Raw genomic sequence first — 16,953 nt, forward strand, 5'->3', positions numbered from 1 at the left:
CCAACAACCCCGCACCCATCCCCACCCACTGACTCCCCTGCCCCGGAAAAACAAACGCCACCCGACGCGGCACCACACGACCCGACACCACGGCAGCCTCTTCCGAGGTCTGCGCCGCCGGATCGGCCAGTGCGGCCAGCGCGACACCCATCGCGTCGGCGTCGTGTCCGATCACCGCGCCCCGCCAGTCCAACGCCGTGCGCGAATGGATGAGCGAATACGCCACATCGGCGGCATCACCGGCCGGATGTCCGGCCAGCCACTCCTGCAATCGAACAGCCTGCTGCCGCAACGCTTCCGGGCTCTGCCCGGACAACACCCAGGTCACCGGGCAGTCGGCGGCGGCCACACCCGCATCACCCGCGACCGGCGCCGGCGCCTCCTCCAGAATCACATGTGCGTTCGTGCCACCCATTCCGAACGACGACACGCCCGCCCGGCGCTGTGCCGCGCCCGGCCAGTGCTCCGTCGCGGTCTGCACCCGCAATCGCAGCGCTTCGAGTGGAATCTGCGGATTGGCGGTGTGAAAGTTCAAGCTGGGCGCCAGTTCCCGATGCCGCAGGCTCAGCACGGTCTTGATCAGGCCGGCGATCCCGGCGGCACCCTCCAGATGCCCGATATTCGTCTTGACCGAACCGACAGCCAGCGGTGCGCTCCCGGACCGCCCGGCGCCATAGATCTCGCCGAGGGCCCGCGCTTCCACCGGATCGCCCGCGGGTGTACCGGTTCCGTGCAGCTCCACATAATCCACCGACGCGGGTTCCACATCGGCGGCCGCCAGCGCGGCCCTGATCACCGCGGTCTGCGCGGACACACTGGGCGCGCTCAGCACTTGACGCTCATTGCCGCTGTTGATAGCACTGCCGCGGATCACCGCGTAGATCCGGTCACCATCGGCGACCGCGCGCGCCAGCGGCTTGAGTACGACGATGCCGCCGCCTTCGCCGCGAACCGTGCCGTCCGCACGTTCATCGAAGGTATAGCACCGTCCCGACGGTGAGTGCGCGCCGAACTGCTCGTAGCGCTCACCACCCAGCGGCGACAGGATGAGATTCAGCCCGCCCGCCAAGGCCACATCACACTCGCCGCCGCGCAACGATTCACACGCCAGGTGCACCGCGACCAGCGACGAGGACTGCCCGCTGTCCACCACGATGCTCGGACCGGTGAACCCGTAGTAATTCGAAATCCGGTTGGCGGCGACGCCGCGCCCGACGCCCGACAACGAATGCCTGCCGACGCCGGACTTACCCCTCGACGCCTCGATTTCGGCGAAATCGGTTCCGGTGCTGCCCAGGAACACTCCCGCGCGGGCACCGTCGCGATCGCGGTAGCCCGCGTCTTCGAGCGCCTCCCAGCTCAGCTCGAGACCGAGCAGCTGCTGCGGATCGATCGCACGCGCCTCATTCGGCGCCACCCCGAAGAAGTCGGCGTCGAATTCCGATGCCGAAGCCAGGAATCCGGCCTTCTCCTCGATTCGCGGGCGGTCTGCGGGAGCGGAGCCGATAGCCTCGCGCCCATCGCGCAACAACCGCCAGAAGCTCTCGAGATCGGAAGCGCCGGGCATCCGGCACGACATTCCGACAATGGCGATCTCATTCGCGTCGACCATGATTCCTCTATCTCGCCTTATTCGATTCCAAGCATGTGTTTTTCGCGATCACGCGGTTCATCGGTTGCCCACGACGTCGCTCGCAATCGAGTGGAGCCATCGCCGAATCCCCTCTGCCGCAGCCGGTGCCGCGTCTTCGATGAGGGAGAAGTGGTCGGCGGATATGTGGATCGTGTCGCCGCGGTGCTGCCAATCCGGCACCGGCGCAGCAATATCGAGGCCCGGTAGCCCGACAGTGGCTCGCAGATTCAGCGTGGGCGCGGCAATGGACCGCGTGCCGCGCTCGCCGAAGATCCGCACATAATTGCCCATGGCGACCAGTGCGTGGTCGTCGATATCGATCAGTTCGTGACCGCGATCGAGCACCAGGCCGAGCGCGCCGGCGAAAACGGTGCCGATGAGGTCTTCACCATCCGGCGAATAGGTGTCGAGCATCGCGACACCGACCGGGCCACGACCACGCTCGTCGAGCCGTTCGGCGAGCGCGTGCGCAACCGCTCCGCCGATCGAGTAGCCGACGAGTACGAACGGATGCTCGCCCGTGGCGTTTTCGGTGACAACGGCAAGGTGGTCGAGCAGCGCGTCCCAGGTCGGCGGCATCGGTTCACCGACTCGGGTCCCCGGCAGTCGCAACGCGGACACACCGAATTCGGCGCCGAGTTCGCGCGCCAAGCGGCCGAACTGGTGCGGTCCGTTGCCGACCAGGAACGACGGGATGCAGATCAGGTTGGGTCCGGCGCCGGCGCGCGACAGCAGCATGGGCCCCGAGGGGCCATTCGCGGCGGCCGGCTCATCGAAAGCGACGCTCAGTCTGGCACTTTCGATCAACAGCGGCATCGCCTCGGTCGCGTCCCCGCGCCGATGCGCCGCCATCACCAGCTCCGTCAACCGGCCACGTACTCCCGATGCGGCGGGCGGCGGCTCGTGCCGAACCTCGACGGCCCCCATCCGCGACCGCAGCAGCTGCGCGACCGCGGCGGCGGTCGGATGCTCGAACACCAGCGTCGACGGCAGAGACAGACCCGTGATGGCGGCGAGCCTGTTACGGAATTCGACGCCGCCCAACGAGTCGAATCCGAGTTCGGCGAACGGCACATCCGCGGCCACCGCGGCGGCCGACTTGTGTCCGAGGACGACGGCGGCCAGCGAGCGTATCTCCTGGAGGATGACCTCGTAGTGATCGTCCTCAGGCAGCATCTCCAAACGCTGTACCAGCGAGCCGCGTTCGCTGCCGGGCTGCGCTGCCACGGGTGCGCGCACGATCTCGCGCAGCACCGGCGGCAGCACGCCGGAGCGAGCGAGCGATGCGAGCGCGTCCCTATCGAGCGACGCGGTCATCAGCAGCGAGTGGCCGGTGGCCAGCGCCTTGTCGAACATCGCCAATCCCGGCTCGGGGGTGATGGGTAGCAGCCCGAGCCGGGTGCGAATACGGCGGGCTATGTCCTCGGTATCTTCCCGATCGAGCACGCCTGCCATACCGAGCGTCCACAGCCCCCACGCCAGCGAGTGCGCGGGCAGGCCTGTTTCGCGACGACGATGCGCGAGTGCGTCGAGGAAACGGTTCGCGGCCGCGTAGTTGCCCTGGCCCTGACCACCGAGTAGCGGGGCGGCGGAGGAAAACAGCACGAACGCCGACAGGTCGTGATCCCGGGTGAGTTCGTGCAGATGCAGTGCCGCATCGACTTTCGGCCGCATGACGCGGTCGATCTGCGCGGTGGTCAGCGTCTCGACGGTGCCGTCGTCGAGTACGCCGGCGGTGTGGATCACGGCGGTCAGCGGGTGTTGCTCCGGGATGGTCCGCAGCAGATCTCGCAGCGCATCTCGGTCGGCGACGTCGCAGGCGGCCACCCGGACCTGCGCACCCGCGGCCTCGAGATCGCCGACCAGATCCGCGGCGCCCGGGGCATCCGGTCCCCGCCGGGAAACCAGCAGCAGGCTCCGAACGCCATGTGCCGCAACCAGATGTCGCGCCGTCAGCGCACCCAGACCTCCGGTGCCACCGGTGATCAGAACCGTCCCGCCGCCGAACGAGACCGGTGCCGCATCCGGCGCGGCGGCCCGTATCAGCCTGGGTACCAGGAGCGTGTTGTCACGCGCTGCCACCTGCGGCTCACCGAGATCCGCGGCTCGCACCACCGTGCCGGATGTCACCGCGGTGGCGTCGTCGTGGTCGATCTGGACGACCCGGCCGGGATGTTCCGACTGCGCACACGCGATCAGACCGGATACCGCCGCTGCCGCGGGATCACACAATTCGCCCGGTATTTCCGCGGCGTTGCGGGTCACGACGACCAGCGTGGATTTCTCGGATCGTTCGTCGGCGATCCAGTCCCGGAACATCGTCAGCGCCGCATATACCCGCAGCCTGGCCACCTGGGCGGCATCACCCGTCGCGGGGACGTCGTCACAGTGCCAGACGACGATCTCGGGTACGGACGGCATTGCGAGCAGAGCGTCCAGATCCGTGTGTGCCTCGGCGCCCGGCATCGTCGTGGAGCCCAATACCGCTACAGCACAACGATTCACGGAGATCGAGGTGGATGCCGGAGTCCACCGGAGGGTGTAGAGCGGGTGCGAGGTTGCGCGATCACGGCGCAGGGTGCGGGCATCGACGGGGCGCGCGACGAGGGTGTCGACGGCTACTACGGGTAGACCGTGCGTGTCGGCGGCATCTACTCGGATGGTGTCGTCGGTGCGGGTGACACGCACCCGCAGGGCCGTGGCTTCCTCCCGGTAGACGCGCACTCCGGCGAACGAGAACGGCAAGGGCACCCGGCCGTCGCCGGTATCGGCGAGACGGTCGATCGCGGTGTGGAAAGCGGCGTCCAGCAAGGCCGGGTGCACCCGGAACCGCCGCGCGTCCGCGTTCTCGGGCAACGACAGCTCAGCGAACACCTCGGCACCGCGCATCCACGCGGCGCGCACACCCCGGAATGCCGGGCCGTACCCGAAACCCATGTCCGCCAACCGCTCGTACAGCCGCGCCGAGTCCACCGGTTCGGCGCCCGCGGGCGGCCACACCCGTCCGTCCCACACCGCGTTCGCCGCGCCGGCCACGGGCGCCAGCACCCCTGTCGCGTGCGCGACCCACTCCGCGCCGTCGGAATGCTGACCGGACACCCTGGAGTGCACGGCGAACCGACGCCTGCCCGCGCCATCGGCGGGCTCGACACCGAGCTGAATATCGACCGCGGTGTCGTCCGGCACCAGCAGCGGCGCTTCCAGCAGCAGTTCCTCGACGACCTCGGCGCCGAGCCGAGTGCCGGCGGTCAACGCCAGTTCCACGAATCCGGTCCCGGGCAGCAACACCGAGCCGAAGACCGCGTGATCGGCGAGCCACGGGTGGGTCCGCAACGACATCCGTCCGGTGAACAGCCATTCGTCCCTGCCCGCAACGAAGACGACGCCGGTCAGGATCGGATGATCCGACGACACCGCGGAGGCATCGGCGGCGAACGGCTCCAACCAGAACCGCTGACGCTGAAATGCGTACGTGGGCAACGACACCCGGTGCAGCGGACGGCCCGCGAAGATCGGCTGCCAATCCACCTCGGCGCCGCAGGCGTGCAGCTGCCCCAGCATCGTCACGCACTGCGTCACTTCGTCGACCGAACGCCGCGCCCCGGCGGCAACCATCGCCCCCGCCTCGACCTCCGGATATTCGGCCAGGCACTGGCGAGTCATGGATGCCAGCACCGCATCCGGGCCCACCTCCACGAATCGCCGCACCCCGGCCGCGACGAGAGCATCGACGCCGGGCGCGAATCGCACGCAGCCGCGTACCTGCTGCACCCAGTACTCCGGATCGGTCACCTCGGCACCGGCGACACCGCCGGAGATGTTCGACACCACCGGAACGGTCGGCGATCGATATGTCAGACCCGCTGCCACGGAACGGAATTCGTCGAGCATCGGCTCCATCAACGCCGAATGGAACGCGTGACCGACCCGCAATCGCGATGTCCGCACGCCCGCGTCGGACAGCTCGCGCTCCGCCGCTTCGACGAGGCCGGCAGCGCCGGACAGCACCACCGACGAAGGGCCGTTCACAGCCGCGACCGATAACCGATCACCGTGTACCGCAACGAGTTCGAGCGCTTCCTTTTCGGTCAGGGCGGCCGCGAGCATCGCGCCGCCCGCCGGCAACGCACCCATCAAGCGGCCCCGCGCCGCCACCAGCGCACACGCGTCCGCCAGCGACCACACCCCCGCGACGTAGGCGGCCGTCAGCTCGCCGATCGAATGTCCGGCCAGCACATCCGCGGTCACACCGAAACTCCCGATCAACCGGAACAACGCCACCTCGAACGCGAACAACGCGGGCTGCGTCCACTCCGTCCGATCCAGTGCGACATCGGCTGCGCCGACCCCCGGCGGCCGTGTCGCAGCGCTGCCGGAGAACATCACCTCCCGCAACGACCCGCCGAGATGCGGATCGAACTCCGCGCAGACCTCGTCCAACGCCGTCGCGAAAACCGGGAAGGCCGCATAGAGCTCCGCCCCCATCCCCACCCGCTGAGTTCCCTGCCCCGTGAACAGAAATGCCGTCCCACCCGCGACAGACGCACCGGCCGCCGAGGACCCCGACGCCAGGTCCGCCAACTCCGACGCCAGCTGTCCGCGATCGCGACCCACCACCACGGCGCGCCGGTCCCATTGCGTCCTGTTCTCGATCAGCGACGACGCCACACTCCACAGGTCCGCATCTGGATTGTCGAGCAGCCACTGCCGCAACCGATCCGCCTGGGCGCGCAGTGCCGCATCGGACTTGGCCGATACCAGCAACGGCAGCACATCCGCCGCGGCAGCGGGGGTCGCGGCGGTCTCCTCGACCGGCGAAGGGACGGACGCGGGCGCTTCCTCCACGATCAAATGAGCGTTGGTGCCGCTGATCCCGAACGAGGACACCCCGGCCCGCCGCACCCGCTCACCCGCGAGCCAGGGCTCCGCCTCGGTAAGCAATCGCACCGATCCCGCCGACCAATCCACATGCGGCGACGGCTCACCCACGTGCAGCGTCCTGGGCAGCATTCCGTGCCGCAACGCCTGCACGACCTTGATCACCCCGCCCACGCCCGCGGCCGCTTGCGAATGCCCGATATTCGACTTCAGCGACCCGAGCCGCAATGGCGCGCCGCGCCGCTGTCCGTATGCGGAGATCAACGCCTGTGACTCGATCGGATCACCCAGCGGCGTTCCCGTCCCGTGCGCCTCCACCACATCCACATCCGCCGGCTCGAGTCCGGCAGCTGCCAGCGCGGACGCGATCACCCGCTCCTGCGACGGACCGTTCGGCGCGGTCAAACCATTGCTCGCACCATCCTGATTCACCGCCGATCCTCGAATGACGGCCAGAATTTCGTGCCCGGATCGCCGCGCGTCCGACAACCGTTCCAGCACCAGCACGCCCACGCCCTCGGACCAGCCCACCCCGTCCGCGCCGGCCGAGAACGACTTGCACCGCCCATCACGCGACAAGCCCCGTTGCCGCGAAAACTCCACGAACAGCGACGGTGTCGACATCACGGTCACACCGCCGGCCAGCACCAGGGACGTCTCCCGGCGGCGCAGTGCCTGGGCGGCCAGATGGATCGCCACCAGCGACGACGAGCATGCCGTGTCGACCGTCAGCGCCGCACCTTCCAGCCCCAGCGTGTAGGCCACTCGCCCCGACACCACACTGCTCACCGATCCGGTGCCCGCGTGCCCCTCCGCTGCCGGGCCGGCGGCCTTGGCCGTGTGCTCGTAGTCGGTGTACATCACTCCGGCGATCACGCCGGTGTCGCTGCCTCGCAGCGAGGTCGGGTCGATACCGGCGTCTTCCAGGGCTTCCCACGAGGCCTCCAGAAACAACCGCTGCTGCGGATCCATCGCCGCCGCCTCACGCGGGCCGATGCCGAAAAACCCCGCATCGAAATCACCGGCGCCGGAAAGAAAACCGCCCTCGCGCGTATACACCTTCCCGAACCGGTCCGGATCGGGATCGAACAATCCCGCCACATCCCAGCCCCGGTCGGCCGGGAATTCCCCGATCGCGTCCGAGCCGGAGGCGACCAGATCCCACAGTTGCTCCGGCGACTCCACACCGCCCGGATACCGGCAGCTCATGCCCACGATCGCAATGGGCTCGACGCTCTGCTCCCGCAGTCGGGTGAGCTCGTCGCGACTCGACATGAGCTCCACGGTGACCTTTTTGAGGTACTCCAACATCCGGTCGGACGAGTCACCAGTGTTCGTGTCCACGTTCACATCCAGGGGTAGATCGGGGTTGCCGAAGACGCCGGAAGAATTCCGGCGCTATCGGACAGGGGATACCGACGCCGTCCTCGAGCTTCGAGTGGCGCAGCGGTGATTCGGCGAATCGGCGGCAGACGGCCGGTGGCGTTACGGCTGAATCCAGCCGTCGTGACTGCCCTCGGCAACGTTGGGCGGGGGCGAAGCGACGGATCCGCCCGCAGACCACCTGCGGTACCGGTCCCCGTCCGAGCATGCGGGCACCAATTCCCGGCCGCTCCATGACGTGCGAACGTTCGCCGAGGCCGATCGACACGAACTGGACGTTTGCTTTTTTCCGGCACACAGTGCCGCCATCGCTATGTCCCTCATCGACATACCTCTCACACACTCCCGACGCCAGCCGACTCACAACAATGTCGCCGACTGCCACCGTTCATACCCTTTTGACATCGCCGCTCCGGTCAATCAATGGCCGTTAATTCGAAGCCTCATTCAGCAGAAATCGGCCACGCACCGCGATATGTCCCGAGTATCAGGCGTTCCCAACATTGGGAATAGACGCTGGGATCCATACATGCCAGATCTCGCTCTTCACACGGGCAACATGGTTAGGTTCCCGCAACCGATGGGCGATCTTTTGCTGACATTTCTTCGATCGGCTATATTCGGCGGCCAGACGGCCGTTGGGCAGGCCGAAAACTCGTCGCAGTCACGCTGGAAACAGCATCGCGTTCCATACCGGACATCAGCGACGTCGATGCAAATGCGGTATCACCGCCAACCGTCGCTCTACAAATGCGCGCCGAAGCCTCACTCGGTCACGTAGAAATCAGCGATCCGCCCAACACGTCCATGCCACTATGCATTACCCATCGAATCGAGATCCACCTCCTTCTTTCCACCCATTGCGTCCAGCCGTTTCCGCGGAGCGCATGAACGTCTGGACCCAGCGCCTGGATGGTCGAATCTAATGCCGCAGAGCGAACGGCTTCTACCGATGTACGTGATATTTACGAACAAAACACAATACTTTGGAATTGTAACCGTGCGATGACCGAACCGATCTTCCGTCATTCCGAATCTGCAATTCCATTTAGCTATCGCAGCAACCTAGCAGCGTACCGGCAAGACCATTCACACAGTTTTCGAGGCAGCACCCCTGAAACCTATACGACATACCTATTTCTGGCCCCGGCGCGAATTCGATAGACTTTCGCGAACCAACCGATGACGGCGCGCGGGTGCACCGACAGGATGCCGACCGTTCATCGAATTCGACGGCTGAAGCGTGGTGATGGGCAATTCCACTCGGAGCGGGCCGGATCACGATCGAGACGGCGTCACGGAAGGGCCCACGTCTTGTGCACGGGGGTCTGCCGGATCCCACCCCCGCGCGCCGGGCCGCGCCTTCGGACTTTCCAAGCCGAACGGCCCGCGGTATGGCCGGACGGTTTCGAACCAGTGGGCGGAGTTGTGATCATGCGGCCCCAAAGCTCTGGCGGGATTCAGTGCGGGTGCAGGGGTTTCGGCCCGTGGCGTATCGAGCTTCGGCCTCCATACCGGATGCTATGGCGTTGTATGTATCGAAACATCCGCCATACCGGGCCGAAATATCCGTATACCAGCCAAGGCTCGCTCAACATGGTGTGCCTCGCGCTGCCGAACCTGGCGCGGCGTCACACCCTGGCCGATGGCTGGTGGAGATGAAAGGCTCGGGCTGTGCCGTGACGCGCCGACGACCCTGTACACGGCTACCAGTACTTCGCGAACAAGTACCCCAACAATGGCCTCGGCGCCATGTTCGCCCTCAACGACCAGTTCGACAAGATCGAGCGCGCCGTCTTCTGCCTCACCAACATCGAACGCGCCAATGCCGGTGTCCCCGAACTGAAATGGAGCGACGACTTACGAAACAGCGCAGCGGATTTCGCCCGCCACGCCGAGGGACGTCAATGGTGGACCGACGGGGCGAACTCTCACGACGATCCCGACCTCGCCGGTGTGCCGGTGGACACCCAGATCCAGCGCCGCGTGAAGTCCTACAACCCCTGCACCTACTACGAGGGCGATGCCCCCGACGTGAACCGCTGGTCGGAGAACACTTACGCAGGCTGGGGCTCGAACACCTTGACCACCGCCCGAGCAGCCCTCACCTGGTGGATGAACAGCCCCACCCACAAGGCCAACATCCTCGACCGCAACGTCACCAAGCTCGGTGTAGGTGTCCGTGCCGGCGCCGCCCGCCCCGGCTTCGACACCAGCGACCCCGCGGGCATCTTCGTCCAGCAATTCGTCTCCTGCAGCTGACTTCCCGGGCCTTTCTACGATTCCATCCGTCATCACGGCCGATTCAGCAGGACGCGGCCCGGTCGAGCAGCAGCGTCCGCTCGGCTTGGTTGCCGGTCATCGCCGCGGCCCGTTCGAACTCCGAGCGTGCCTCGTCGCGACGTTCGAGCTTGAGCAGCAGATCACCCCGGACGGCAGACAGCAGGTGGTAGCCGCGCAGCGCGGTGAGGGCGGACAGCTCATCGACGATGGCCAGCGCGGCTGTGGGTCCATCGGCCATCGACACCGCGACGGCCCGGTTCAGCTCGACCACCGGCGAGCCGGTGAGTGCGCTGAGTTCGTGATAGAGCTCGGCGATGCGGTGCCAGTCGGTAACGGCGGCGCTCATCGCGCGGGCGTGGCAGGCGGCGATCGAGGCCTGCAACACGTAGGACCCGCGTCCGCCGAGGTGTTCGGCCCGCCGCAGCGCACCCTCGGCGTGGGTGATGAGCAACCGGTCCCAGCGGGTCCGGTCCTGACGGTCCAGCGGCACCGGTCGGCCGCCGGCGTCGGTTCGGGCCCGCAGCCGCGACGCCTGGAACTCCATCAGCGCCACCAGTGCGTGCGGCTCCGGTTCGTCGGGTGCGAGCGCGGCGAGCATCCGACCGAGCCGCATGGCCTCCGCACACAGCTCTGCACGCATCCAGGAATCGCCGCTGGTGGCGGCGTATCCCTCGTTGAAGACGAGGTAGACGACCTCGAGCACCGAGGCCAGCCGTGCGGTCAGCTCGTCGCCGACCGGAACCTCGAACCGGACCTCCGCGTTCGACAACGTCTTCTTCGCCCGCGAAATCCGCTGACCGAGCGTGGTGGGCGGGATCAGGAAGGCGTGGGCTATCTCGTCGGTGGACAGTCCCGCCACCGTCTTGAGCGTGAGCGCCACCCGGGCGTCGCGGCCGAGCGCCGGGTGGCACGCGGTGAACATCAACCGCAGGACATCATCGTCGACTTGCCTGTCGAATTCGATCGCGTCCATCGGATCCTCGCCCTCAGGCGTCTCGCGGGCGAGCAGTGCGAGCTTGCGCTCCAGATTCACCTGGCGGCGGACTGTGTCGACCGCGCGACGGCGGGCGACAGCCAGCAGCCAGGCGCCCGGCTTGTCCGGAACGCCCGACTCGGGCCACTGCTCCAGCGCCGCGATCAGCGCATCCTGGGCCAAGTCCTCGGCCAAGCCCAGGTCGTTCACGATTCGCGCCAGGGAGGCGATCAACCGCGCCGACTCGATCCGCCAGACCGCCTCCACGGTCCGCCGGGTCGCACTGGTCACCCGATACCCTCGGCCCTACAAGCCCGGTCGTCTCACGCCTCGCTCAGCTCGGGCGTCAACGCCTCGCCGAAGTCCTCGGCGGTGTACAACGGCCGCACCTCGACGACACCATTGCGGATCGGGGCGCGGCGGACCCACTCGAGCGCCTCCTCGAGCGAGGACACCTCCCAGATCTGGTAGCCGGCGATCAGCTCCTTGGTTTCGGCGAATGGCCCGTCGAGCACCGACGAGCCACCCTTCTCGTCGAAAGCCACCCGCTTGCCGGCCGAACTCGGCTTCAGGCCGTCACCGGCCAGCACCACGCCGGCCTTGGCAAGCTCTTCATTAAATGCCTCCATCGCGGCGAACTCCTCGGCGGTGGGCGGAACCCCACGCTCGGTGTCCTCGGTCGCCTTCCCCAGAATCATGACTCGCATGTTGTTGCTCCTTAGCCGTCGCCGGGGCCGACCCACCGTTCGCGGACCGTCTCCACCCTGACTCACCCCTACGTCGAACGGCAAGCCGCGGTTTCGACATCGACACCGAGAAATTTCTGCGCGGCAAGTAGACACCACTTCCCAAGTCCGGCATCGACGCCAGCCCAGCCGCGTCCCTCGATCGGCGAAACCGATCTCGGCTTCGCCGTCAGTGGTCGGTCATCAGCTGACCGTCGAGCACGGTTCCGCAGCACGAATGCGACTCGCTGCGAGACCGGCAGCGCTCGGGGTACGGCGGTGCGACAACAGTTGTCGAGCGCGGTCACCGCCATCCAAGACATGACCTGCGGGTTCGGTGGATCGTTGATGATCGGCGCTCGTCGCGCGCCAACTGGTCGGCGGCTGAATACTCGTGCGATGTCCTACCGTCACCGCTACCAGCGGAAAACGCGACGTAAGCGGCTTACGGCGCCGTTCGGTTGGCCTGAGCCGTCTCCGTGGGCGGATGCTATTTGGACGACGATCCCACCGAGACGTACCTCCTGCATGGTCGCTGGGTGTGCGTCGATAAAACACACACCGGTTCGGCTGACCTCGACGCATTCTTCCTGTTGGGAGCCAGAGTTGTCCGAGCGCTCGAGCGTGTCGGTGTAGTAGGCGATCATTCCGCCACTGAAACTGGCGTTGAAACCGGTCACTCGGCGCCCGGCGCGGTCGGTAGTGCGGTCCCGGCAGGGATCGCAGACCGCGCGGGGGTAGCGTTCCTGGTAGATCGTCGGCCGCTCGCAATGCGGGCAGGGCTGGGTGTATCGACGCCCAGGGATTGGGCTTTGCAACAGGAAATCGTTGCGGGCGAGGATTTTACGACCGGAGTCTTCCTGGTTGCGGTTGCGCCACAGGACCAGCAGAACGAACTCGGCGTAGTCGGCTGTCTCGGTGTCGATCGCTGCGCGCCCGGGTATCTCGTCGATGCGCGTGAGGCCGGCATCGTAGGCATCGAGCGCCACTCGGTGCGCCACCGAGAGTTCACTGTCGGGGATTTGTCTGTTGGCATGATCGGCTCGAGCCAGGTGTTCGGCGATCACCGTGTCGATGGTGCTTCCGTCCACCGACAGTACCCCGCTGCCGTAACCGGTCGTGGTCACCAGGACATAGCCGTCCATCTCGCCGCGCAGCGTCTGCAAGAAGGCGAAACCTCGCCCGTAGCGGGCATTCTCGAGCCCCTGATGGGTGTAGGGGACCAGAGTGCCGGGATCCTGGGCCAGATCGCGCGCGATTCGCAGCGCTTCCTCGTAGGTCAGCGGAGAGTTCGAGTCCGGACGATTCATGGCCGCCAGCCTATCGAGCCAGATATTTCGGGCTGAATTGAAATTCGGCACTACAGGATGCCCTGACCTGCAGGGCATCTCGGCGCAATCGTGCGGACTCTGTTCTGGTGCCCCAGAAACGACCAATCGCGATTCCGAATATTCCCGCTGCCGCTGCCAAGATCGCTGGCGTCATCGTGCCCCGATGCCCGTATCTCGTACCGGGTGTGAGCCTACCTATCAACAGCCTTGTCGCACACGAGAAATGCGCACCATCCGGCATGAGAGGCCACTCGTCCCAGGTATAGCCAGCGCGCGAGGACGGCGACGTACGAAGCCATTGGTCCGCACGATCAACGGCCAGACCGTCGAAATTCGCGGTCCCATGATCAACGGTGTCTTCAAGATCGGCACCGCGTACATTCCGTGACGTGGCGCGAGAACCGAGGAGAGCCGATGAATAGTACACCGATTGAGCCGCGGGCCATGACCGAGCTCGAAACCGGAGTCGTCACCAAACTGCTGTCCTCCGGCAAGGCCGGTGCTGGCGACTATCTGGCGCAGATTCCGTTTACACAGGTCAACGCCACCTGGGGTGTCGGTTCGCCCAGCGTCGATGTGGTGGTGCCCTCTGGCGTGGAGACCGCATCCGGTTCGACGGACGGAATCTTCGCCAATGGAGCCGTCACCGACCGCAACGGAGCACCGATCGGCGAGGTCATTTTATGGGTCGAGCACGGCAGGCTCAGTGGAATCGAGTACGCCTGGTACACGGACGTGCGTCCACAGACGCTGCCCGAGCCCGCGCAGATCGAGGTCTTGTAGTCCATAGATGACGCACCTCGAGGCAGGATTCGCTGACGGAGTGTCGGTGCCCCGTCGTGGGGCCACTACGTTGCCGCTCGTGGGACCACCGACAGCTGGCCGGAAGTGAAACGGGTTATCACATTGCTGAATGGCGGACGCCGCCTCACCAAACGGCCGATAGGCGGCTACTCAACACCGGTGCCAGGGCTGGATCCCGGCCAGGATCTGGTCCAGGTGCCCGGTGGGACGCTCTCGCAGTTCACGTTTGCCCTCCACTCGACGATCCGAACCCGTCCGGCACACCGATCTCACAGCACAGTTCCCGAGATACCAGCTCATTCCATCATTCTCTTGCGCTGTCGAACACCGCTATATGCCAAGTGACGCTTCGCTTCTCGCATTCCGGTCAGTCGTTCAGAGTCACCGTCAGAAGCTCGACCGCACAGTGCTGCAAACTTCATGGGCAGGTCCCGTGAGGGCGGTCGAATGCTCTCACCTCGGCACGAAGGCCCGATGTCGGAGATCAGCGTGTCGAATCGACCGAAATCACGCAATCGCCTGCGGCACTGAGCGAGACGGCCGATAGTCGTTTGAGTGCATCGTGCTGTCTCCATCTATGGACCCCTGCGACGGGAGAAGTGCTGTGACAAGTCTCGACAACGACCAGACCAGCCACCGCGACACGGTTACCGACACCGGCGAACGACTCACGCACCTTCTGGCTGGGCCTCACGGCCTGGGCACCGAACTCGCCGCACGCTTCTCGACGATGACCCGGGCCGAGCCCGAACCAGCGCCACCGCCCGCGCCCGGCGCGATGCCGGCGGCCACACTGCCCAGCACCGGCTTACGGCACCTTCGCGACACTGGAACTCCCCTGGGCGAGAGCGCGTTTCGGATACCGGTCCGGCACGCGACGGCCGAGATCGAGCCCTACCGAGAACTTGCCTGGGGTGACGGTTCCGCGCCGCCACTGTACTGCCCGCCCGCTACCCGGATCGACGACAATCTCGCCGACCGGATCGACGATCGCCTCACCACATGGGCGGAGTCGATCGGGTTCACCGACGACGAGCTCGAGAAGCTGCGCCGGACCGGCTACGGACGGCTGGTCATGCTGACCCACACCGATTCCGACGACCCCGACCGACTGCTGGTCCCCGCCCAGATGAACACCGCTTGGTGGATGGCCGACGACTACTACGCCGACGATTCGGCGCTCGGCGCGGACCCGACCCGGCTGCCGCAACGACTCACCTTGGCGATGGCGGCCTTGGATCCGTTGCCCGACGCGGGCGAGTTCACCACTCCGCTGGAGGAGGTGCTGCGGGAAGACAAGGTGCTGCGTGCTTTCGGTTCCGCGATCGCGAATCTGCGCGCCCACGCCACCCCGAGGCAGGTGCAGCGCGCCTGCTACGCGACGTTCACGATGTTCGTGTCCTGGACCGCCTACGCCGCGTGGCGACACACCGGCGAATCACCTTCCGCGTGGGAATATCTCGCCGCCCGCCAGCACGACACCTTCTACACCTCGATGACCCTGATCGACCCCGTCGCCGGGTACGAGCTGCCCGCGAACCTCTTCTACGACGATCGGGTCCGGCAGGCCGTGTTCCGGGCGGGTACCGCCGCCGTCCTGGTCAACGACCTGTTCTCGATCAAGAAGGATGCCGCCGACGAAGTACCCGTCAGCAATATGGTGCTGCAGATCGCCGCCGATCGTGGGTGCTCGCTGGCCGAAGCGACCGAGGTCACCGTCGACCTGCACAACCGGATGGTGCACCAGTTCGAAGCCGACCATCGCGCCCTGCACGCCATCCCCTCCCCCGAACTCCAGCTGTTCATGCGCGGCGTTCGCGATTGGATGGGCGGCTCGTTCGAATGGCACAACACGAACCCGCGCTACCGCTAGGTCGGTCGTACCCTGGCAGTAGCCTCCTGATACCGCCTGCGCGGCACACATCCCACCAACCCTCCTTGCAGTCGCCGACCAGACGTCTGCCATGGATACGCATTCCGGCGAAGTCGCCGCGGTCCTTGGCGCCGTTCTTCGCGCGTTCGATGCGGTCGTCGACGTGCTCGGCGAGGTAGGCAGCGGTCGCCGATTCGTGGCGGTGCCAGTGGTTTTCGCGCTGCGGCGGGATCGGGTCATTCGGGGGCTCGGTCCGGGTAGTGGACGCGTCCGCCGTCGATGAGGAGCGACGCGGCGGCGAACTCGCGGTCGTTGCCCTGCAGCAGCGGCAGAACGTCCGCGGCACGGAAGATCGGGGGTTTGAGGTGCGGCCAATTGCGTTGGAACGCTTCGACGACTTCGACAATCGTCTTGCCTTTGCACGCGGGCGGGCTGACCGATTCGTTAGGATCAGGCATTGCGGTCCGCTCTCTCGGTGGCGGCGCGGGCGCGCTCGCTGATCTTGTTGTAACTGGTGGCTGGAACCGTTGCTGCCCTGCGGTAAGAAGGCGGGATGCCCGCCGAAAAACGACAGCTCATCGACGGTATCCGGTGGCACACCCGCACCGGAACACCGTGGCGAGATGTGCCAGCGCGCCGTAGCGGCGTATCGGCTGGGAAGGGCCACGGACCCTGGTCACGACGCTCATTCCGTGTCGAGGACGCCGACGCCGTTTAGGCGAGTGAATTGCTCCTCGGACCGCACGGTGCGGCAGGCGTCACCCGCAACGACTGACCTTCATTGCCGCGGACGGGAACCCGTTCGATGTTTGCCATTGTTGGGAACATTTGATGTGAGAATGCTCTATCTGCAAGGGCGCTCAGCGCCATGTGAAGCGATCGTGGGCTCGGGGTGCAGGTCGAAAGGTTCGCCGACTCGAAGTCGATCCCGGCCAGCACGCACGCCGCCAGCAACCCTATTCATGGCATTGAGATGCTCACCGTTGCAAGGCAATAGCCGCAGCCGATGGCAATCGAGGCTGCGATGGCGGCTTGGTGCACCATTCGGTCTGCCAGTGACCAAGCCGTGG

Annotated in this window: 9 protein-coding genes; 3 read left to right on the forward strand and 6 right to left on the reverse strand. The window is 66.3% G+C overall.

What is annotated here, in order from left to right:
* A partial coding sequence (locus AB0J47_RS39095; RefSeq protein WP_364358664.1) for a beta-ketoacyl synthase N-terminal-like domain-containing protein occupies window positions 1–1,612 on the reverse strand: 1,612 nt, incomplete at its 3' end.
* Between the two features lie 57 nt (window positions 1,613–1,669).
* A complete protein-coding gene (locus tag AB0J47_RS39100) occupies window positions 1,670–7,855 on the reverse strand; it encodes a type I polyketide synthase (RefSeq protein ID WP_364358667.1) in 6,186 nt (2,061 codons plus the stop codon).
* A gap of 1,791 nt (window positions 7,856–9,646) precedes the next feature.
* Between AB0J47_RS39100 and AB0J47_RS39105 the strand changes: the two genes are divergently transcribed.
* Window positions 9,647–10,156, forward strand: coding sequence for a CAP domain-containing protein (locus AB0J47_RS39105; protein ID WP_364358670.1), 510 nt, complete (start codon window positions 9,647–9,649; stop codon window positions 10,154–10,156).
* Between the two features lie 43 nt (window positions 10,157–10,199).
* On the opposite strand, the gene AB0J47_RS39110 is transcribed toward AB0J47_RS39105, so the two are convergent.
* The 3 genes from AB0J47_RS39110 to AB0J47_RS39120 form a co-directional block, all read right to left on the reverse strand.
* Window positions 10,200–11,441 carry an RNA polymerase sigma factor gene (locus AB0J47_RS39110; protein ID WP_364358673.1) on the reverse strand — a complete coding sequence of 414 codons (1,242 nt, stop codon included), beginning with the start codon at window positions 11,439–11,441 and terminating at the stop codon, window positions 10,200–10,202.
* A 32-nt stretch (window positions 11,442–11,473) separates the two neighbouring features.
* Window positions 11,474–11,857, reverse strand: coding sequence for a YciI family protein (locus tag AB0J47_RS39115; RefSeq protein ID WP_364358676.1), 384 nt, complete (start codon window positions 11,855–11,857; stop codon window positions 11,474–11,476).
* A 434-nt stretch (window positions 11,858–12,291) separates the two neighbouring features.
* The gene (locus tag AB0J47_RS39120) at window positions 12,292–13,041 is read right to left on the reverse strand and encodes a hypothetical protein (protein ID WP_364358679.1); all 750 of its coding nucleotides are present in this window, start codon (window positions 13,039–13,041) and stop codon (window positions 12,292–12,294) included.
* Between the two features lie 579 nt (window positions 13,042–13,620).
* On the opposite strand from AB0J47_RS39120, the gene AB0J47_RS39125 reads away from it, so the two are divergent.
* Both AB0J47_RS39125 and AB0J47_RS39130 read left to right on the forward strand, forming a co-directional pair.
* Window positions 13,621–13,989, forward strand: a complete 369-nt coding sequence (locus AB0J47_RS39125) for a hypothetical protein (RefSeq protein ID WP_364358682.1) — start codon at window positions 13,621–13,623, stop codon at window positions 13,987–13,989.
* A 625-nt stretch (window positions 13,990–14,614) separates the two neighbouring features.
* Window positions 14,615–15,883, forward strand: coding sequence for a family 2 encapsulin nanocompartment cargo protein terpene cyclase (locus tag AB0J47_RS39130; protein WP_364358685.1), 1,269 nt, complete (start codon window positions 14,615–14,617; stop codon window positions 15,881–15,883).
* A 236-nt stretch (window positions 15,884–16,119) separates the two neighbouring features.
* Here the strand turns inward: AB0J47_RS39130 and AB0J47_RS39135 are convergent, their stop codons facing one another.
* On the reverse strand, window positions 16,120–16,341 hold the full coding sequence (locus tag AB0J47_RS39135; protein WP_364358688.1) for a hypothetical protein: 222 nt from the start codon (window positions 16,339–16,341) through the stop codon (window positions 16,120–16,122).
* Between the last annotated feature and the right edge of the window lie 612 nt (window positions 16,342–16,953).

The sequence above is a fragment of the Nocardia sp. NPDC049737 genome (genome assembly GCF_040674755.1).
GTDB lineage: Bacteria > Actinomycetota > Actinomycetes > Mycobacteriales > Mycobacteriaceae > Nocardia.